The organism is Segatella copri, assembly GCF_949820605.1.
Classification (GTDB): Bacteria; Bacteroidota; Bacteroidia; order Bacteroidales; family Bacteroidaceae; genus Prevotella.
Genome location: NZ_CATKVU010000006.1, coordinates 1,046,554 through 1,066,567, shown reverse-complemented (window position 1 = coordinate 1,066,567; position 20,014 = coordinate 1,046,554). Strand labels below are relative to the sequence as shown.

General features: G+C 46.2%; 19 protein-coding genes and 1 pseudogene. 7 read left to right on the top strand and 13 right to left on the bottom strand.

Annotated elements, in window-relative coordinates; translation table 11 throughout:
* Positions 1 to 150: 150 nt before the first annotated feature.
* The 4 genes from rho to RCO84_RS05485 all read left to right on the top strand — a co-directional run bounded on the left by rho (position 151) and on the right by RCO84_RS05485 (position 5,569).
* Positions 151 to 2,370, top strand: coding sequence for a transcription termination factor Rho (gene rho, locus RCO84_RS05500; protein WP_317584258.1), 2,220 nt, complete (start codon positions 151 to 153; stop codon positions 2,368 to 2,370).
* Positions 2,371 to 2,630: 260 nt separating this feature from the next.
* On the top strand, positions 2,631 to 3,503 hold the full coding sequence (locus RCO84_RS05495) for a nucleoside phosphorylase (protein ID WP_287611418.1): 873 nt from the start codon (positions 2,631 to 2,633) through the stop codon (positions 3,501 to 3,503).
* A gap of 10 nt (positions 3,504 to 3,513) precedes the next feature.
* Positions 3,514 to 4,929, top strand: coding sequence for a tRNA uridine-5-carboxymethylaminomethyl(34) synthesis GTPase MnmE (mnmE, locus tag RCO84_RS05490; RefSeq protein WP_317584256.1), 1,416 nt, complete (start codon positions 3,514 to 3,516; stop codon positions 4,927 to 4,929).
* Positions 4,930 to 5,257: 328 nt separating this feature from the next.
* Positions 5,258 to 5,569: a hypothetical protein gene (locus RCO84_RS05485; RefSeq protein ID WP_144154324.1), complete on the top strand. Its 312-nt coding sequence runs from the start codon at positions 5,258 to 5,260 to the stop codon at positions 5,567 to 5,569.
* Positions 5,570 to 5,750: 181 nt separating this feature from the next.
* Here the strand turns inward: RCO84_RS05485 and RCO84_RS05480 are convergent, their stop codons facing one another.
* The 13 genes and pseudogenes from RCO84_RS05480 to RCO84_RS05420 all read right to left on the bottom strand — a co-directional run bounded on the left by RCO84_RS05480 (position 5,751) and on the right by RCO84_RS05420 (position 17,245).
* A complete protein-coding gene (locus RCO84_RS05480) occupies positions 5,751 to 7,937 on the bottom strand; it encodes a TonB-dependent receptor (protein WP_317584253.1) in 2,187 nt (728 codons plus the stop codon).
* Between the two features lie 12 nt (positions 7,938 to 7,949).
* The gene (locus RCO84_RS05475; RefSeq protein ID WP_264957755.1) at positions 7,950 to 8,072 is read right to left on the bottom strand and encodes a hypothetical protein; all 123 of its coding nucleotides are present in this window, start codon (positions 8,070 to 8,072) and stop codon (positions 7,950 to 7,952) included.
* 206 nt (positions 8,073 to 8,278) lie between these two features.
* Positions 8,279 to 8,608 (bottom strand): ArsR/SmtB family transcription factor, encoded by a 330-nt coding sequence (locus RCO84_RS05470; protein ID WP_004364815.1) that lies wholly within the window; start codon positions 8,606 to 8,608, stop codon positions 8,279 to 8,281.
* A 571-nt stretch (positions 8,609 to 9,179) separates the two neighbouring features.
* Positions 9,180 to 9,817 (bottom strand): annotated as a pseudogene (locus RCO84_RS05465) (recombinase family protein).
* Positions 9,818 to 9,910: 93 nt separating this feature from the next.
* Positions 9,911 to 10,300 carry a site-specific integrase gene (locus RCO84_RS05460; protein ID WP_317584250.1) on the bottom strand — a complete coding sequence of 130 codons (390 nt, stop codon included), beginning with the start codon at positions 10,298 to 10,300 and terminating at the stop codon, positions 9,911 to 9,913.
* A gap of 56 nt (positions 10,301 to 10,356) precedes the next feature.
* Complete coding sequence (locus RCO84_RS05455; protein ID WP_317573921.1) at positions 10,357 to 10,758, bottom strand: N-acetylmuramoyl-L-alanine amidase; 402 nt, start codon at positions 10,756 to 10,758, stop codon at positions 10,357 to 10,359.
* On the bottom strand, positions 10,746 to 11,240 hold the full coding sequence (locus tag RCO84_RS05450; protein ID WP_144154312.1) for a hypothetical protein: 495 nt from the start codon (positions 11,238 to 11,240) through the stop codon (positions 10,746 to 10,748). The genes RCO84_RS05455 and RCO84_RS05450 overlap by 13 nt, the downstream gene beginning before the upstream one ends.
* A 132-nt stretch (positions 11,241 to 11,372) precedes the next feature.
* Positions 11,373 to 13,907 carry a DUF3987 domain-containing protein gene (locus RCO84_RS05445; RefSeq protein ID WP_317584247.1) on the bottom strand — a complete coding sequence of 845 codons (2,535 nt, stop codon included), beginning with the start codon at positions 13,905 to 13,907 and terminating at the stop codon, positions 11,373 to 11,375.
* A 12-nt stretch (positions 13,908 to 13,919) separates the two neighbouring features.
* Complete coding sequence (locus RCO84_RS05440; protein ID WP_317584246.1) at positions 13,920 to 14,318, bottom strand: hypothetical protein; 399 nt, start codon at positions 14,316 to 14,318, stop codon at positions 13,920 to 13,922.
* 141 nt (positions 14,319 to 14,459) lie between these two features.
* The gene (locus RCO84_RS05435; RefSeq protein ID WP_264948447.1) at positions 14,460 to 14,741 is read right to left on the bottom strand and encodes a DUF3127 domain-containing protein; all 282 of its coding nucleotides are present in this window, start codon (positions 14,739 to 14,741) and stop codon (positions 14,460 to 14,462) included.
* Positions 14,742 to 14,884: 143 nt separating this feature from the next.
* A complete protein-coding gene (locus RCO84_RS05430) occupies positions 14,885 to 15,175 on the bottom strand; it encodes a hypothetical protein (RefSeq protein WP_118066981.1) in 291 nt (96 codons plus the stop codon).
* Between the two features lie 224 nt (positions 15,176 to 15,399).
* Positions 15,400 to 16,293, bottom strand: a complete 894-nt coding sequence (locus RCO84_RS05425; protein ID WP_317584244.1) for a hypothetical protein — start codon at positions 16,291 to 16,293, stop codon at positions 15,400 to 15,402.
* On the bottom strand, positions 16,232 to 17,245 hold the full coding sequence (locus RCO84_RS05420) for a hypothetical protein (protein ID WP_317584243.1): 1,014 nt from the start codon (positions 17,243 to 17,245) through the stop codon (positions 16,232 to 16,234). The genes RCO84_RS05425 and RCO84_RS05420 overlap by 62 nt, the downstream gene beginning before the upstream one ends.
* A gap of 716 nt (positions 17,246 to 17,961) precedes the next feature.
* Here RCO84_RS05420 and RCO84_RS05415 point away from each other — a divergent pair.
* From RCO84_RS05415 to RCO84_RS05405, 3 genes are all read left to right on the top strand, one after another.
* A complete protein-coding gene (locus tag RCO84_RS05415; protein ID WP_317584241.1) occupies positions 17,962 to 18,636 on the top strand; it encodes an HU family DNA-binding protein in 675 nt (224 codons plus the stop codon).
* Between the two features lie 90 nt (positions 18,637 to 18,726).
* A complete protein-coding gene (locus RCO84_RS05410; protein ID WP_153072405.1) occupies positions 18,727 to 18,822 on the top strand; it encodes a smalltalk protein in 96 nt (31 codons plus the stop codon).
* A 389-nt stretch (positions 18,823 to 19,211) separates the two neighbouring features.
* Positions 19,212 to 20,012, top strand: a complete 801-nt coding sequence (locus RCO84_RS05405) for a YqiA/YcfP family alpha/beta fold hydrolase (RefSeq protein ID WP_317584239.1) — start codon at positions 19,212 to 19,214, stop codon at positions 20,010 to 20,012.
* Positions 20,013 to 20,014 lie beyond the last annotated feature (2 nt).

The window sequence follows — 20,014 nt, the reverse complement described above, 5'->3', positions numbered from 1 at the left end:
TTTATTTTTTTTGTGCAAAGATAGGCAAAATATTTGGCAGAAACAAATTTTTTAATTATCTTTGCACACGAATTTATCAATCAATACCGTGTTTCCATTCAGAAACGCGACATTTCAGAAAGAAAATCATTAATATACAATATATAATATATGTATAGCAAAGAAGAATTACAAGCAAAGAGTGTCGTTCAGTTGAAGGACATTGCCAAGGAACTTGGAGCCAAGGTAAAAAAGAGCGATAACAAGGGAACTATCGTCTACGCCATTCTCGACGCCCAGGCAGAACAGCCAGCTCCTGAAGCAGCCCCTAAGCGCAAGCGCACCCGCATTGCAACCAAGAAAGAAGACCGTGTTTATTCCGTACACGGTAATGAAGGAGAGAATTTCGACGTGCAGAAGAACCAGGTATTGGGTCCTAACGGCGGCGAGACTGCTCCTCAGGCTATGAACGAAACTGCACCAGCCCCAGCGGTTGAGGAAGAAATCCAGTTCAGTCCGGCAGAGCAGAGTTTACAATCAGCTGCCCAGAAGCAGACTCTAAACCAATCAGGCGAAGACATCGAGGCTCAGGTACTTGCCAACTTCCCGAAACACCGCGGCAGAAGAAGCAAGGCTGAACTCGAAGCCATTGCAGAAGCCAGAGCAGCTGCCATCAGAAAGCATCAGGCGGTAAAAGCCGAGATAGAAGCGCAGATGGCGAAAGATGCACAGGAGACGGCTAACCAGCAGGCTGCTACTGAGGCAGAACAGCCGGAAGAGGCAACAGCCGATAACCAGCAGACTGCTCCTGAGCAGGCAGCACCTGAGCAAACTGCCGTTCCTGAAGAGCAGTTCTCTGCCGGAAACGCTGAGAGCGCTAACATCAGCGGCGATTTGCAGGCGATGCTCCAGGCTAAGATGAATGCACAGAACGCAGCAGCAGCTCCAGCTCCGGCAGCAGCTCCGGCTCCAGCTGAGGAGGCAAAGGAAGAAGCTACTGAAAAAACTGCAACCGATAAGAAACCGGAGTCAGCTCCTATCCACTATACTGAAGGTATGAAGGTAGAACTCGATGCAGACGGAACCTGGAAGGGTGATCCGGGCGATGGAACCGATTTCATCCCGGTAGTCGACATTCCTATCGAAGACCAGGCTGCCATTCCTACTGTCGACATCTTCGACCGTCCTACCACTCCGCAGACTTCTCACCAGCACACACCTGCTGCTGCCCCTGCAGCCAAGAACAAGCAGGAAGCACCAGCCTACGATTTCAGCAATCTCGTGAAATCCAACGGTGTGCTCGAAGTGATTTCAGAGGGCTACGGATTCCTGCGCAGCAGCGATTACAATTACCTTTCTTCACCGGACGATGTTTATGTAGCATCCAGCTTCGTCAAGAAGTTCGGTCTGAAGACTGGCGATGTCATCGAGTGCAAGGTGCGTCCGCCTCACGAAGGCGAGAAATACTTCCCGCTCACCAGCATCATCAAGATCAATGGCCGTGACCCGTCAGAGGTTCGTGACCGTGTTCCTTTCGAGCACCTCACCCCACTCTTCCCTGATGAGAAGTTCAATCTCTGTGGCGACCGCCGCACCACCAATCTCAGCACCCGCATCGTAGACCTCTTCTCGCCAATCGGTAAGGGTCAGCGTGCGCTCATCGTGGCTCAGCCTAAGACCGGTAAGACCATCCTCATGAAGGATATTGCCAACGCCATCGCAGCCAACCATCCTGAGGCTTACCTCATGATGCTGCTCATCGACGAGCGTCCTGAGGAGGTTACCGACATGGCACGCACCGTGAATGCAGAGGTTATCGCCTCTACCTTCGACGAGCCAGCAGAGCGCCATGTCAAGATTGCCGGAATCGTGCTCGAGAAGGCTAAGAGAATGGTAGAATGCGGACACGATGTTGTCATCTTCCTCGATTCCATCACCCGTCTCGCCCGTGCCTACAACACCACAGCTCCTGCATCTGGTAAGGTGCTCACCGGTGGTGTAGATGCAAACGCCCTCCAGAAGCCTAAGCGTTTCTTCGGTGCTGCGCGTAACATCGAAGGCGGCGGTTCGCTCACCATCATCGCTACTGCCCTCATCGATACAGGTAGTAAGATGGATGAAGTCATCTTCGAGGAGTTCAAGGGAACAGGTAACATGGAGTTGCAGCTCGACCGCTCACTCAGCAACAAGCGTATCTTCCCTGCTGTCAACCTCATTTCTTCGTCTACCCGTCGCGACGATCTGCTGCAGGACAAGACAACGCTCGACCGCATGTGGATTCTGCGCAAGTATCTGTCCGACATGAATTCTATCGAGGCGATGAGCACCATCCACAAGAATATGCAGCATACTCGCAACAACGACGAGTTCCTGCTCTCTATGAATTCATAACCCCTCATCCGGGTTTAACCATATCTGAATATCCGGCAAAAGGCTCCGTTCATCGGCAGTCTTTACTAGATATAAAAGAAGAGAGATTTGAAAGAGAAGGGCAAGTTCCATTTTCGGGATTTGCCCTTCGTGTTTTTTACTGTTTAAAATCATTAAAAAAATATCGCATTTCATTTTTTATTCGTATCTTTGCTAATCTTAAACTCAGAGGGTCGCAAAGCCCTAATATAAATAATGTATAACTTAAAATCAAAAGAACCATGAGCAAATATTTTGCAGAATCAGAATTGATTATCAATGAAGACGGAAGCTGCTTCCACCTTCATCTTCGCCCGGAACAAGTGGCTGATAAAGTAATCCTCGTTGGCGATCCAGGTCGCGTAGCCCTCGTAGCCTCCCATTTCGATGAGAAGGAATGCGAAGTTTCAAGTCGGGAATTCCACGCTATCACCGGCACATATAAAGGCAAGCGAATCACCGTGCAGAGCACCGGAATAGGATGCGATAACATCGATATCGTAGTCAACGAGCTCGATGCGCTGAAGAACATCGATTTCAAAACCCGCACCGAGAAACCTGAGCACACCACGCTCACCCTCGTGCGCATCGGAACCTGCGGCGGCCTGCAGCTCAACTGCCCAGCCGGAACCTTCGTAGCCTCGCAGAAGAGCATCGGTTTCGACGGACTCATCAACTTCTATGCTCGCCGCAACGAAATCTGCGACCTCGAAACAGAGGCAGAATTCAAGCGCCAGGTAAAATGGAACGACCAGATTGGCAATCCATACTGCGTAGACAACGACCCAGAACTGCTGGAGAAGATTGCCGGCGATGATATGGTGCGCGGAATCACTATAGCCTGTGGCGGTTTCTACGGTCCTCAGGGCCGCGAACTCCGCGCCCCTCTTGCCGACCCGGAACTTAATCAGAAGATTGAAGCATTCGAGTATAACGGTCTGCGCGTCAACAACTTCGAGATGGAAAGTTCAGCCCTTGCCGGTCTTTCCCTTCTCCTCGGTCATAAGGCATTAACCTGCTGCATGGTCATCGCCAACCGCCGTGCCCTCAGCGCCAACACAGGCTACAAGAGCACCATCGACAATCTCATCAAGGTTGTATTAGATAGAATTTAAACAATAAAAAATGAATCAAGAAGAATGTATCTGCGCCCTGGCAACCCCAGCCGGCGGTGCTATCGGAATTATCCGACTCAGTGGCTCTAACGCCATTACCATCACCGACAAAATCTTCCAGTCAGCCAACGGCAAATCCCTGGAAGAAGCCAAGCCCTACACTCTGCATTATGGCGAAATCAAGGATAAGGATGGCAACACCATCGATGATGTACTGGTGAGCGTGTTCCGTGCACCCCACAGTTATACAGGCGAGAACTCCACCGAGATTTCCTGTCATGGCAGCCGATACATTCTTCAGCAGGTTCTCCATCGCTTTACAGAGGTAGGATGTCGCCAGGCAGAACCGGGCGAATACACCCGTCGTGCCTATCTCAACGGCAAGATGGACCTCTCCCAGGCAGAAGCCGTAGCTGATCTCATCGCCTCTACCAACAAGGCAACCCACAAGATGGCGCTCAGCCAACTGAAGGGTCATTTCAGCAACGAACTCTCCCTCCTTCGCGAAAAATTATTAAAGATGACTTCGCTTCTGGAGTTGGAGCTCGACTTCAGCGACCACGAAGAACTGGAGTTTGCCGACCGCAGCGAACTCCAGGCACTAGCCGAAGAAATCAATCACAAGATTACCACCCTCGCCCACTCCTTCGAAACCGGCAATGCCCTAAAGCAGGGAGTAGCCGTAGCCATCGTAGGCAAGACGAATGTGGGCAAGAGCACCCTGCTCAACCGTCTGCTCCACGAGGAGAAGGCAATCGTGAGCGACATTCACGGAACCACCCGAGATGTCATCGAAGACACCACCCTCATCGACGGAATCACCTTCCGCTTTATTGACACAGCCGGAATCCGCAAGACGGATGATGTGGTAGAGAACATCGGAATAGAGCGCACTTTCCAGAAGATGGAAGAGGCGAAGATAGTAATCTGGCTATTGGATGAGCAGCCGTCAGCCTCAGAAATCGGGGAGATGAAGCAGAAGAACCAGGGCAAGAAGCTGCTGGTGGTATTTAATAAGATGGATAAACTTGAGAATGACAAACTTGCGTTCGATAAGTTCACCCATTCCTGCGGCTCAGATTCCAGTGAATCAGAAGCCAGCGAAGGAGAATCCCCACTCTTCATCAGTGCCCGCACAGGCGAGAACGTTTCATCCCTGGAGCAGGCATTAGTAAAAGCCGCTGATATTCCTGAGATTACCGAGAACGACGTCATCATAACGAGTGCCCGCCATTACGAGGCCCTTCTCCGTGCCCACAATTCCCTCTCCCGAGTATTGGAGTCGATGGAAATGGGCATGAGCGGCGACATCATCGCCGAAGACCTGAAAATGGTATTGGAAGAATTGGGTGAAATCACTGGCGGACAGATCAGTAGCCAGGAAACGCTAAACAATATCTTCAAGCACTTTTGCATCGGAAAGTAACCCCCTGGACAGCTCTAAAACGAACATTTTTATAACTGATTGCAAGCCACCTACTTAGGTGGCTTTTTTCGTTTTAACACATTCCATTTGTAATTTGCTGAAACCAATATTTTGGTGTATTTTTGGCTCAAATTTCATTCGTGGCCCTCAATTCTGTGAGAAAATGGAAAGGAAAAAATCTATGTTTTGGTACCTTCTGAGACAAAATGAGACAGTTTCAATCCTTCGACCATTTCTCATGTTTGGCACCTCGTGAGAAATACTGAGAATATGTGAGACAGTCTGAGACAAAATCGACGACCTCATTAACCAAAAAGAGCATGTAAAAATGAGAATAATTAAGGTGTGTGGAGTCTGTGGAAAGGAGTTTGTTGCCAGCAAAATGACCAGTAAATACTGTTCAAGACGCTGTGAACGTGTCGCTTTCCGGAAAAGAGAATCCGAAAAGAAGAAAAATGAGAAAGAAAGTGCCGAAGCTTTGCGTGAGGAAGAGAAGATAAAATCCTTGCGAGAAAAGGCATTCCTTACCCCGAAAGACGTTGGCGTTCTATTCGGTGTAAGCCGTGCTACCGTAGTAGGGCTTATAATATTCTGCATCGTAATTTCTGGTGCGTTAAGGATTCTGAAACTTTCAAAATAGATTACAGTATACAAAACTTAAAAAGAGGTATTCCATACACCTTCAATTGCGGTCTTGCCAGTCTGCCGTAATGACGAAGAGAATACTGTATATAAACACGAGACAGCGATATGCCATGTTCTTTAGGCATATCGCTGTCTTGTCCTAACGATATGATGTGTCCACGTTATCACATCACTAATCAAATTTTGATAATCACACCAAAATTAGCCACGAATCCGTCGAGAGGTGCATAAATATCACGGAAAACGGGATTTGTGACGCTGCCGGTATAGATGGTGTCAAATCTTGTCTGGCGGCGGTCGGTGAAGTTTTCAAAGTTTGCATACACTGAGAATTTCTCCCAAATTTTCTGTACCATAAGGCCCATTGTCACATATCCTTTGCCATACATTCCATCGGTGAGTCGCTGACGGCTGGTATAGTAAAGTTCGTAGCCTATACGCCATGAATCCTCAACCTCATACATAAGCACTGAATTGAGACGGTGTTTAGGCGTCAGCGTCTTATCGTAGGTGTGACCGTCCTCTCTTACACGGGCATGGTTGAATGTATACCCGAGAAACAGGCTGAAGTCTGAATACTTGACTTTCAGATTTGTCTCTGCGCCAAGGCTGCGCATGTTTCCATTGATATTGAAGAACTGGTAAAGCCCGTTGTGCAGGGGTCTCAGTTCAAGCGGGTGCCTCAGATAAGTGAAGAAGAAGAGCTGGTTAGCTGTGAAAATGACTCTGCCGTCCGCGATGCTTGTGCGGTAATTCACATCGGCCTGAGCCCCATAGCTTCGCTCTATGCTATTGACATCTTTGTCCACAGGGAGAATGTTTGCGAATTGAAGACGTTCGCTTTCCTCAGAGAATATTGTGGGTGGCTTATAGCCGAATCCTCCACCAATACGGGTCGAGAATTTGTCTGACAGTTTGAAAAGTGCCGATATGCGTGGAAGGACTATAAATCCATAGTCTTTGACATAATCGCCACGGAGTCCGGCTTCAAGAATCACCCGGTCAGATACGTTTGTGGTGTTGTTCACAAATATGCCATAGGTGTCGAGTGAATAGTCTCGGTCAAGATTGTTTGTGATTCTCTTTTCGTTGAACCGTTCGGTCCATACATTACCACCGACAATCCATTCAGAGATTTCTCCCGAATTAACGTATGAGATTTCACTGAATGTTGACCACTGGTCTCCATTAAAATTATATGTAGGAATGGTGATGTCTCGTTTGTAGAGTGTCGCGCTGTTCTTTACGTTAAGGCTGCTCTGATCATCAAATCTGTGCTTGAATGAGATTCGCGAGGAATAACGCTGTGATTTGTTCCGCTCAAAATATGGATGTTCCTCTGAATATCCGTGGCGTATGTATTCCATATTGCCTCCAAGACGGTTCTCGACCATTGACTCCAGTCCTATATTAAGGTTGGTGCTCTCTGTAAAGTACAGGAAAAGAGTGGGATTTACAGTAAACCTATCAAATTGAGGTATGGCAGTGAATCCCACATGCGAGGGATCATAAGCCCAGTTCCGATTGTAGGATGCGAAGACTGTGGTGCCGACTTTGCCAAAACGCTGTCCGAAGAAAGTGTTGACATCCAGCCCTTTTGCGGTTGTCCCGTTAAGCTGTATCTGAAAATCACGCTTTTCTGTGGGGGTCTTGGTTACAAGATTGACAAGACCTGCGATGGCGCCACCGCCATAGAGGGTACTTGAGGATCCTTTTATAATCTCGACCTGTCTCAGGTCAAGGGGCGGAGTCTGTAACATTCCGAGACCGGCAGCAGCTCCGAAAAAAACGGGAAAACCGTCACGGAGAATTTGGGTGTATTTACCGTCAAGACCCTGTATTTTTATCATGGCGTTGCCGGAGATGGCCGAAGTCTGCTGTGTCTGTATGCCAGTGCTTTCGCTGAGCAGCATTCTTATATCACCGGGCTTCATGACATTTTTCTCTTCAAGTTCCTCTGAACCGATAAATTCCACACGCGTCGGAATATCCCTGAAAGTGCGGGTGCCTCGGGTTGCAGAGATAACAACCTTTTCCAGCTCGTTGTCTTCGCCCTCTTCAAGTGTAATTGTTACATAGGGTTCGCCATCAGACAAAGGAAACACATAACTCTTTTCCTCTGTCTCATATCCAAGATAGCTGAACCTGATGGTTTGTGGACCATCGGGGATACCTGTGATTTCCACGAAACCGTCCTTGTCGGCTACATTTCCCAGTTGTGTCCCCTCCACAGTTGCGGACGCTCCTATTAGCGGTTCGCCGCTGTCTCCGTCTATGATTTTTGCCTTAAATGTGTTAAGCGCGGCTGCTGTCTGTGACAGAGATATTATCCATAAGAATATTAGTATTATAAAATGTCTCATTAAATTGTGTCCTTAATTATTGATGATGATTGAATAATAGATGCCGACGCCGATGAAGAGAATGGCCACGATGCGGTTGAACTGTTCTTCACTACAGCCATGACAAGCGAAGCAAACTTCTGGTTGCAAGCGCATGCGCTTACCAACACTTTGATCTGTTTCATAATTTTTGTGCCTCCTCTTAACTCTCCCCGAGGGATGAGAACCGTAACAAGGCTTGGGTTGTATTATTAATAATGTTTACAATTCGCAAAACAACGAACGTATAGGTTTTAAAAAAAACTCGAAACTAATGACGAGGGTACAATTGGATCAAAGAGTGTGTTTGAGGATAAAGTGATTTACTTGCAGCAATCCTCCTTCTTCTCGCACAATTCCATGTTAAAGAACTCAGAGAAGAGCTGCTGAGCATACGCCCAGTTCTCACGGTTCATGCAATACTTCACTTTAGGCGTTTCAATCTCACCCTGTATTAATCCTGCATCCTTCAATGCTGACAAATGCTGACTTACAGTAGCCTTAGCAATAGGCAACTCCTCATGAATGTCGCCAAAGTAGCAAGTGTTTTGCTTTGCTAGAAACTTCATGATAGCAATGCGAGCCGGATGTCCGAGAGCCTTGGCAAATCCTGCCAGTGTTTCCGTCTTTATACAGTATTTCTTTTCTGCCATAATAAGCGTTTGTTTAATTTTTCTGGTCGCAAAATTACGAACAATATTTCAAACCGCCAAATTTACTTTCGTATTTTTGCGAATATTTAACATTCCGTATCTTTTATCACGGCAAATAAAAACAATTGACAATTTATTCTGATTATTGCCAATCTTATTAATTGTCATGTTTTTTGACTAACAGTTGTGAATTTGCAAGAAGGAGAACAAACACTCATCAAATATCAAATATAATCAGACCGCATTCATCAACATATCAAATTACACATACTGTCCTTTTAAAATGTTACTTATATGTTACTATAAAATATAATAAACAAGTGTAAGCAGCATATAATCATTATGTTAATATAATGCCATAGGGTAATAGCCTAGTTTGGAAACCTCATTGTTACTTCACCAATCAGGTTAAGAAACTAAATTAGCGTTTCACGAATCTGGTTAAACCACAGGGGTAAAACGCCACCCTGGTTTATTACAAAAGGGTATAGCAAATCACTATACACTTAACTCATTTTCATGAGGCGGTGTTTCGCAGGTCCATACAAAAGTGTTGTATTGGTACCAAACTTTAAGCCACAAATTCCTTCTTAACTCTCTGGACAGTGCTTATACCTTTTCCCGTGAGTTTTGCAACATCACGGATGGCATACCCCTTGTTCAGAAGGTTGATGACCTCTCTATATTCTTCCCTCTTTTTATCCTGGGACTTGGTGGAACCTGTAGGTCTGCCGAGTTTTCCACCTTTCTCGACATACTGCTTTCTACCAGAGTTCAGCCGGAATGAGATATTATCACGTTCCAACTGAGCACAGGTGGAAAGGGTCGCTATCATGACAGGAGCAAACAAAGATGGTTTGCTTCCTTGTCAAGAAGCATGAACTGCTCCTTTTGGATATAAAGGTTGATGCCACAGTCAAGCAAATCCTTGACAGAGGCAAGAACCTCAAACGCATTCCTGCCCAATCTCGACAATTCGCTGACGAAAAGGACATCAATACGATTTTCCTTGCAATACTTAATCGCCTCACACAATACAGGTCGCTCATCATTCTTTTTCGCACCAGAAATGTGTTCCTCGAATACCTTGCGGACTTCCATCTTTTGATATACAGCATAGTCCGTCAAGTCCTTGACCTGACGATCTGTGCTCTGTCTGTCACCGATACTGCTGACGCGAGCGTATATGACTACCGTTTTAGTTCTCATTTTAATCAAAGACTTGATTGAACACCGATTTACCAGTGTTCAGTTATCTGTTCAAGACTTTTTTGAACACAAACTTAATTTGAACACAAACCATCAACCAAAGAAACCACTAACAAGGTTGACTGCATCGACCTTTGTGTTCATCACCACATCTGCATAGATCTCAGTTGTGTGAACGTTGGTGTGACCAAGCAACTTACTTGTAGTAAAGAGGTCTGCACCAAGGGTGAGCATCATTGTGGCAAATGTATGTCGGCTACAGTGGTACGAAATCTTCTTGTCTATCTTTGCAGCCTTCATCCATTTCTTGATGTGGTAGTTGATGGTTGCGTCACTTGTAGGGAGTTTGAAGAGTTTTGCATCTGGATCTTCCTTCTTCTCCATGTATCGAAGAGCCTCATTAGATAGTGGTACATTGATAGGTTTCTGAGTCTTCTCCATCCATACATGGACGTACTGAGTCTTTCCATCGGGAGTGTTCATCACTTTTGCCCATGGAGAATAAGTATAAATAGGGAACGCAGCGCGTTCCCTATCTGTTAGCCCCACTCCTTCTTCACATCAAAGCAGGGACAAGCCTTGTTGGCAAACTCATTATGACCATGAATCGTAGCTAACGGATATTCCTCCTTCAGCTGCTCGATGAGCGAGCGCATTGCCGCTTTCTGGTCTCGGGTTCTTGTATCCTTCGGCTTGCCTTTCTTTGATAAACCACCGATGTAGCAAATGCCTATACTGATGGAATTATGGCCCTTGCAATGGGCGCCGACCTCCTCTATCGCACGACCTACATGAATGCTGCCGTCACGATAAATCACGAAATGATAACCTATGCAGCGCAATCCGCGCTCACGGTGCCAGCGGTCAATATCCGCTACGGTGAAGTTGCGACCTTCCTTGGTCGCACTGCAATGAATGATGATTTCTTTTATCTTACGCATGATAATGATTTTACGGATGATTTGAAAGGTGATAAATACTTAAGCGGAATCGCATCAAAGCCCCAGTCTCTGATAACGAGCGTGATGTGCTCCCTGTTCCTGATTGCTTCATCCACCTTCTCGCAAAACTCCGAGAAGTATTCCTCAGAATGAATCACAAGGCCCGAAATGTAGGATCTGCCCAGAATGATGCTGCCATACATTAATTTATAAGGACCATTACCCGGAACCAAGAACGGCTTGCGCAAGATTGTCTTCGGTACTCTGCCGTTTTCCTTCAGAATAACAGGCATGATTCTGCTCTTCTCATCATCCCTCAGAAACTTCGGGTTGGAAACCGGTACAAGTGCCAGTCTGTAAGCATCAGCTTTCAGATAACCCTTAGGACGCTCCAGTGTTCCGCAGAAAAACTTACCGTTGATAACCATTGTGCCATCTACTCCCCATGGAGTGAAACGGCGGCGAAATATACAAATGTGCATGATAATTTACAATTAATAATTAATAATTTATAATTGAATCCAAGGTTTAAGGGTGGTCATTAAGGATTAGGGTAAACCGAAAATCTTAATGACCTTAATGACCTTGACCTTAATGACCGGAAATGACCGGATTTAAACCGTAGATGCTACTTTCTGATAACGCGAATCGGGCAGAATATTGATGAGTCCCTGTCGCTTCCAGTTCTTCAGCATTTGTCTTACAGCCTCGTGCGTAACGTTAGCGCCCTTGATGGCAACACTCTGCTGCTGAGCCTGTTCGAAAGTGAAGGTTACGTCTAAGCGCTCAAAGATAGTATCGTTTCTTCCACGACGAATGCGGTCAGCAGGTGCCTGTCCGCAATAATCCTTGGATGAGAAAGCAGCTTCGATACGACTGCGAAAGAAATAGAGCGCATTCTCCAGCTGATAGTTAGCCAGAACATCAAAGGCTGAAAGCATGCTCGGTGTCTGCATTTTCACAATCATTTCCTTCCACAAGAGAGGATTCTCCTTCAATCTTGTTTCTGCCTCTTCCGCTCCAAGTTTCTGTATCAGCGATTCTGCCACCTTGCAGAGCATGATGCACGCCATCATTCTCATCGTGGTAGGACAGATACGAAAACGCTGGCGAGCTTTCACTTTGTCATCATCTTTCATCGTCTCCAGTCTTATCTGCTCCAGCCATTCCCTGCCCTTGGCTTCCAGCTTAGGCAGTTCTACTTCGCCTGCCATCATGGGTAACAGATGTGCTATCTGCAGAATATTGCTTTGCTGGCGAGGTGTAAGCACGAAGAGGTTATCTGTGAGCGGGGTGAACGTGTTGTCCGGCGTTCGCGCTACGACAATACGGCTCTGGAAACCATCCGTATAATTGTTCACTACTCGATAAAGTGCATCGGGAGTGCCGCACATCACTACGTTCCATAACAGTCTGTCTATATGGACATTCACCGCATCTGCACTTCTTGCCTCACGCTCATAGCTTGTTCCGTCGTAAGCCTGTCTTAACATGACGGAAAAGTCGCTCATCGCTGATTTCCACTTCTGCGCTACGGTGTCAGCTTCTGGTGTAAATGAGAAGGCGTGTTTGCCTTCAGTATTCGCCAGTCTTTCAGCAAGATTCGCCACCGTATTGTTCAGTGTCAAGCATCTTACCGGCAGTTTCGGCTCTTCCGGCTGCTCCTTCTTGTTCTTAGCCGCACGCTTCTTGGCTCTCCATTCATCCTCCTTCTGCTGGTACATTTTGTCCATTGCTTTTACTTCCGAAGTCCAGACATTAATTACCGGGTCAATGCTTCCCTTGCCTGATGCAAAATCACCGGCAATGTAAGAGATGAGGTTGAGCGAATTCATCTTGCCGTGAATGGAGATTTTCACGCCAGTAGCCAGCATTCCGATGACAGGACAGATAGCGGTAATCACGGGTAAAGCAAGTGTCGGCCCTACAGCATTAACCGAGTCGCGTACTCCCTGCGGCAATTTGGGCAAGGCTTTGAAATAGAACAGTTCGTCCTGGGCATTTGCCTCGTCCAGTGCATTGATCAGTTCCTCGTTCTCCTTAAGCGTTACGCCTTTCAGAGTAGCTTGCTTCAACTTTTCCTGTCTCAGCGCAGCCAGTACATCTTTCAGTCGCTTAGGCATTTGCGTAAGTTTTTCTCCGAGTGCCGACTTGATGCAAGCCATCTTCTCCTGCTCAGAAAAACCATCATAGCAGGGAATAATCTGAGCCATCAGATTGCCATCGAAGCCGCAGATGTGGCGCAGGTTCACTGCCAGCTCAAAGGTCAGCGTATTGCGGTTGGAGCGCATCGGCTCCTGCCCGTCATTATACATCTGCCACCACTTCTTAATGATTTCGCCATAAGGAATCCCGAGGTAATTGTCCTGAGAGACAGAGGGAGTCGAAGCTGATGAAGCAGCAGAGGAGGACGCAGAAGAAGATGAAGGAGCAGAAGATGACGCAGCAGAAGAAGAAATTCTCGAATTCTTAAATTCCTGACTCTTTAAAGCCCCCTGAGAATCCTTCTTGAATTCTTCCTTCCAAGGCTCATAATGCTTGTTTGCCTTGTGCGCTCCTTCCGGCAGTTTCTCCTGTCCGTATCTTTCACGCTCTTCTAGAACCTTCCCTTCAGCAGCCACAGCAGCCTCATCGTAAGTATCCTTGAAGAGCCGTGGCGAAAGGAATAGCAAATCTTCGTCATCCGATGTGGTAGTGAAGTAAACACGATTGATGTCGTGAGCCGAAGTATCCATTTCGCACTTGAGCATCGTAGCAATCCTCACCTGATTCTCCAGAACCGTCTTGCCCTTTTCACGTTCAAACACCGCATGTCCACCCTGTCTTGCACTGCGTTCCAGCATCAGCAGTCCGTACTTGTCCGGTTCCTTCAGCAGCAGCTTGGCAGCCTTGGCAAAAGCCTCCGGCTCATCCATATCAAATCCGAAAGCACCGCTTGGCAGTTTCATTCCCTTCACCACGCCTTGCGGATAATGGCCGGAGTAATTAAACTGCACCAGTCTCCGTTTCGCAGCATCGTTTCCGGCACGAGCCAGGCGAAGATTCGCCTTCTGCTCATTGCTTCCACGCAACTGCTTATACTCCTCTTCCGAAGTGATGGAGCGGGCAACCTTGTGCCCATTCTCCACCTTTATTAAATAACAACTCATCTATCTTATTACTTATCGTTTTAATTGATAATCCACTAAAGCATCAGCCCCTTCTGCTGACTCAACAGCTAGCGTTTGGGCGATGTTGAGTCCCTCATTGCAGAACACCTTCAGCGTGAGCTGAATAGCCCCATCCTTGGTCTTGCTCAACCGACCATGCGCCAGTTTCTTAATCAGTTCCGACTGGCTTTTCGGCTTAGAAACTGCTACGAAATCAAATGTTCCGTCTTGCATTTGCTGAGCCACGCCATGACGGCGAAAAGCTTCTACAACACCCTGATTTACAGAATCAGGACTGAAAAGGAAATACTGCTTATCATCATAGTAAGCCACACCACCGAGCTGTACATGCTGGCAGCCGTTATTATTCACCTGCTGGTTATTCACCTGCTTTTTGTTTGCTTTTTTCATAATCTGAATTGAATTTTAGGAGAAGAAACATCCGGATTGTTGCGCGCTTTACCATGGAAAATCCTCCTCTGTTTCAACTCAGTTTTACTTTTTACCCTTTATGGTAACGTGGTTGCAAAGGGTTAAGGTTCTTTTTACTTTTTACCCTTTTACCTTTTCAATGTCCGTAACCAGAATATCCTGATAAACCTGACCATTGTGCTCATGGGTAGTAAAGCGGAGCGTAACAGCCACCAGCTCGCCCGGAGCATACTTACACTGGGCCATATTGCCCAGCATTGCCGCAGCATACTGGTTCTCATACTTGCCGCCCATCTCCTGGAGAACGATGTTGCATTTCATCATCTGTCCGTTCTCACTTTTCTGACTCTGTACAGCGAACGCCTCGCCCTGCTGCACCACTCTCATAAACATTCCGTTCATAATCTATAAACCGCAAGGTCTAACCTTCCTTTAAGGTTTTCTTTAATCCGCCCAACCTTGCTAAAGCTGGTGCAAAGATAGCAACACTTTCGATGCGGCGGAATAGTTGGTGAAAGAATGTCCCCTCATCTTTTCACCACTTTTTATTTCAGCTCTGCTTCAAGGATGTTTTTCATCACGATAAGCAGGCTGACGGCTCCGTCGCCCCCACAGGCCATTCGCCGTTCATATTCCTTATTAATAAGGTCGAAGAAAAGTTTCAGATAGAACCGCTCCGTAGCTTTCTTCATCTCCTTCCCGTCTCTGATATTCCTCAGCGTAGGATAGTTGATGCTGCTGTCGAGCCTTGCCAGTTTGCTGTGCGTATAGCCCAGCTTGATGACGGCTTCATAGGCAATGCCCAGAGCCGTAAGCTGATGTTTTTTTTCTGCCATGATTCCTGATCGGTTTGCGAGAGAAGCCGTGGATTCCCGATGGCCATCTTCAATCACGTTGTGAGGTTCCCCGCCTCCGCTCAGGTTAAACAAAATGGGCTGAACATATAAAAATGAAAAAGCCCCCGAAACCAGCTTGCAACTGATTTCGGGGGCAAATTTACTTGTTTTCTTCTTAACGCTTGCTTTACTAAAGTAAGGCAAATGCTTTACTAAATAAAAAATTATTGATGATTTTCCATCAATTCCTGGGTCAAATCATGGATAAACAGCTCAATTTCCTTTCCATCGAGTAGCTTTTCCATGAGCGGTTTGAATTTATATTTTACTGTACCGTTAGAAGGATTCAGGGTTTGACTGATGGCAGTATCCTTATCTGTACCGAAAGCATTTCTCAGAATATCATTCAATGCCTCATCACGATTCTTCAAAGGGCTGCCATCAACATTCGTAAACCATCCAGCTTTATACATGGCATTGAGGACAGTCAGCACAGAGGTTTTCTTTCTTGGAGCAATACGGATTGAGCTTGGTGCGACAGAAGGATTTTCCATGTCAGCATCTCCGTCCATTGAATCAAGCAGAGAATCAATTTCTTCGGAGATAAGGCGCTCACCCTGCAGATAATCGTACACAAGCCCAGCAAATTCTTCCTCATCAACACAGCAAAAACCGCGCCTGAACTCCTCATCCAGTCGCCGTGAGAATTCTTCACTAATATGATAGGCAATCTGCAATTTCAGATTAGAAACTATCCCCAGCCTGCTCATGTCGCGACTTCGCAGCAACCATTCTGCACATGTCTGAATAATCAGAGCAAGTGCAGAATGTCTCTCGTGATCCGAATCTCCGCCATAGATATCCCGCAGAACTTCATCATATTCATACCATGCCTCGTCCTTAGAATAGAATTCTGCTTGGCTGGTACTCTGACCTTTCATGCTATCGATAACGCAGAAAGCAAGATAGTATAGTTCTGTGGGATGCAACTTGATTTCTTTAGCATCGTTCATTACTCTCAGGCATGTACCGCGAATGGAGCGGAACATGCTATCGTCAGCAAGCTTTTCTTCTAGGGCCCTTCTTACGTCCTTTTTGAAGTATTCCAGTATTGGCATAATCTTTCAGTATTTCGTTCATTTTATCCATCCATTGTATCAGCGCAAAGGTCGGACTATTGCCATCAAAACAACTTAACAGTTCAACACCAAAGGAGCTGATAGCCTCTTCTTCGATGCCGAATTGCGCCATGATATCAGCACCATAGCGATAGCAGCCAAAATGGGCAAAGTGGACGGTAAGGTCAAAAATGCCTTCATTAAGACAGATTGCAGCAATATTGGTCAGATCATCATGCAGTTCTTGTAAATTAATTTCTGGAGAACCGGGCTTGCGTGACAATTCTAAAAGAGCTGCACAGTCTCCCTTTCTGGCAAGTTGGGTAATCAATGCCATCAGACCATCGGCACTCTTATTCTCTCCTTCTCCACAAAAGTCGAGTTTTATAAAGCGTACACGGTCATTGAACTTTTTGCGGATGTCCCATACCACTGGCCAGAAATCTGTAGTTTTCTTATGTAGAGGCTGAATGACAATCTCCCTGCCATATACAGAAAGTTTCTGATTAAAGCCTTTCTGCAAAACTAAGGCAGCCTTGTCTGTATCTCCCGAAAAAGCTGCGTTTTTCTCGATGGCTATAATCTGATAACCCTCTCTGTTGTCGATTATTACACGACAGTATGGATGATTGGGATGTTTGATTCTCTTCTTGTTTTCAATCGTTGTCTTCGTACCATTACTCTCCAGTTCCAGCAATATTACATCTAGGCATGCAGAAACAACAACATCGCAGTTGTATAATTCATGATTATATGCTCCAGCACTACCATGTGATTTCATGATAGATAGCTGATGGCGTTGCTTGGAAGTAAAGAAACTTCCAAAACATTCTCTGGGAGATTGGTATTTCCCCTGATTAAATCTAGCCTCTGCTGCCTCTTCTGCAGCAAAAAAGCTAGGTCCATTATCTACTTGCTTATTTTCAAAGCGGTAAAAATTAAAAATAGGCATAAGCTTGTTAATTTTTGTAAAATAATCTTATTGTTTAACTCTCATTTATTTTTACTGATGCCAAGATTTATCTTGCAATAGTATTCAGGAATGTTGCCTATTCTTCAATAACTACAGGATAACAGATGGTACAGACTAGACTTCAAAGGTACAAAATATTTATGAAAGAAATGCATAAATTTCAGATTTTAACACTAAATAATATTTCTCTCTTCCGGTCATTAAGGTCATGGTCATTAAGGTCATTAAGGGTTTCGGGGGAACGGAATATATATATAATATAATATTAAAAATTTAATATTATATTATAAGAAAAGAGAGCGAGCGAAAAGTGCTTAATGACCTTAATGACCTTGACCTTAATGACCGCTTTTTCACGTTTCTTCGGCTACCTTCAATGCGTATTTCCCTTTTTGCTATGTTTCTGCAATAAAGTTCTGATAGAAAACGATAGAAAGTATTATTTATCAGCTACTTACGTCATTTCCTGCAAAGAAAGTCAGGGGGAAAGCTTGCATTCTGCCCGAAAATGTTGTATCTTTGCACCGGCAATCGAAAGAACAGCCTTTTGTGCCTTGATCGGGTCTTCTATTAAGACCTAGACGGGTCATAAATGATGGCAGGCGCCGGTCATCAATGAAGACCCCGAAAACGGCAGGAACGGGGCGTTCTGGGGAGTTGCAAAACAAAGGACTCTAAACATACTACAAACGACTATGATTAATTACAGCATCGTAATGCGTAGCGTGAACGCAAATCTTCTGGAAATCAACCAGGCTAAGTCACGCATCAACCAGGCGAAGAAGGAGGGTAAGACCCCTGACCCAAAGGACCTGGAACTCGTGAAGACCGAGAAGCAGAATGCTTTTGCTATCTCACAGTACACCGACATCATGACTATCGAGAAGTTTGCCAAGCACATCACCTCTCATGGCAGTGTTTATTCAAGAGCCGACATCAGCGCCATCCTCTACATTGCCGTAGACTGCATGCGTGAGATGTTGCTTGAGGGCAAGAAAATCCGTCTGGGCGATCTCGGTGATTTCTCTCTCCTTCTCACCTCGAAGGGTGCTGAGGATGCTGACAAGTTCACCGCTCAGAACATCACCGGTGTGAAGGTTCAGTGGGAGCCAGATCAGGAGTTCAAGAACCTTCGCGATGACGCCGAGTTCAACCTCGTAGCCAGCCGCAGTGCTCAGGCAGCCGTTATCAAGGCTATTAAGGAGGGTAAGACCAACGTTGACCTCAACGCGCCAATGACTCCGGATAATACGTCAGGCGGTTCTACCCCAGGTGGTTCAAGCACCGGTCAGACCGGCAGCGAAGGCCAAGGCTCTGAATCAGGCGGCGGTACTACCGGCAAGGACGATACTGGCGACGGCCTTGAATAGCCCAAGGATAGACTGGCTAGGATGCTAGCCCCTAGCCCAGCCTATCCGTCCCACAAAAAATTCAACATTCAACACTCAACATTCAAAAAAATGAAAGCGAACACTTGGAAAACAATTCTTCAGATAGCCATCAGCATTCTGACCGCTATCGCTACTACGCTCGGAGTAACGAGCTGCATGGGATAAAGAACATGGAGTCCACCTTATTATAATAAGCAGACTCATCCATAAATAAATCGACCGCTCACCTCAATATGGGGAGAGCGGTCTTTTTCGTTCTACCGAGAATTCCGGTCATGAAGGGTCAAAGTCATTAAGGGTCATTATCATTTTCAAACCCCAAAGATTCCGGTCATTAAGGTCATTAAGGATTTCCGGTTTCAAAAATATCCCTCAACATCCCTCTATCTTATAAAATAAGGTTAAATCAAGTTCGCCCTGCCAACAAAATCCATCCATATAATCAACTTTCTGAATATTTTTTTGTATTTTTGCAGATATATTGCGCTAATATGGGAGTTGAGCATGGCTTATCCTCCTAGATTACAGGCGCATAATTATCAAATGATTAGAGCATGAAGAAGCTATTATTCCTACACGGATTCTTCGCCACGGGCAGCTGTCCGATGGCGAGAGCCTTGAAAGAGGCGTTTGAGGGAACGGCGGTGGTGCTGACTCCCGACTTGCCATTGCACCCAAAGGAGGCACTGAAGGAGATTCGCTCCATCATCGACCGGGAGCAGCCCGACTTGCTTCTGGGCAACAGCTGCGGCTCTTTCCTCGCCCAGATGCTGGCTCCGGTGGTGGGCATTCCTGCCCTGCTCGGCAATCCGTATTTCATGATGACGGAGTTTCTGAAGGAGCGAATCGGCGAGCATGAATACAAGGCACCGAGAAGGGACGGAAATCAGCGGCTGGTGATTGACGAGGCGCTGATTGAGGAGTTTGCGGAACTGGAAGCCGTGCAGTTCGACCATTGCAACCCCTATTATAAGAATCGTGTGTGGGGACTTTTTGGTGAGCAGGACACCCTGGCTCACTTCTCCCCTCTTTTCCTGCAGCATTACAACCAAGCCTTCCATTTCCCTGGCGGTCATACGCCTACAGAGCAGGAGGTGAAGACCTGGTACGCTCCCCTTGCCCAGAAAATGCTGATGGAGTTTTCAGCAAAGGAAGAAAGATATTTCCAGCACTTTAAGGGCGGCAAATATAAGTTCATCCATTCTGCCTTCGACTCCGAGACTCAGGAGCGCATGGTGGTTTATCAGGCTCTCTATGGAGACCAAGCCTATTGGGTAAGACCGGAAGATATGTTCTTCGGGAAAGTTACGAGGGACGGCAGAACTTTTAATCGTTTCACGGAAATAGACAGATAATT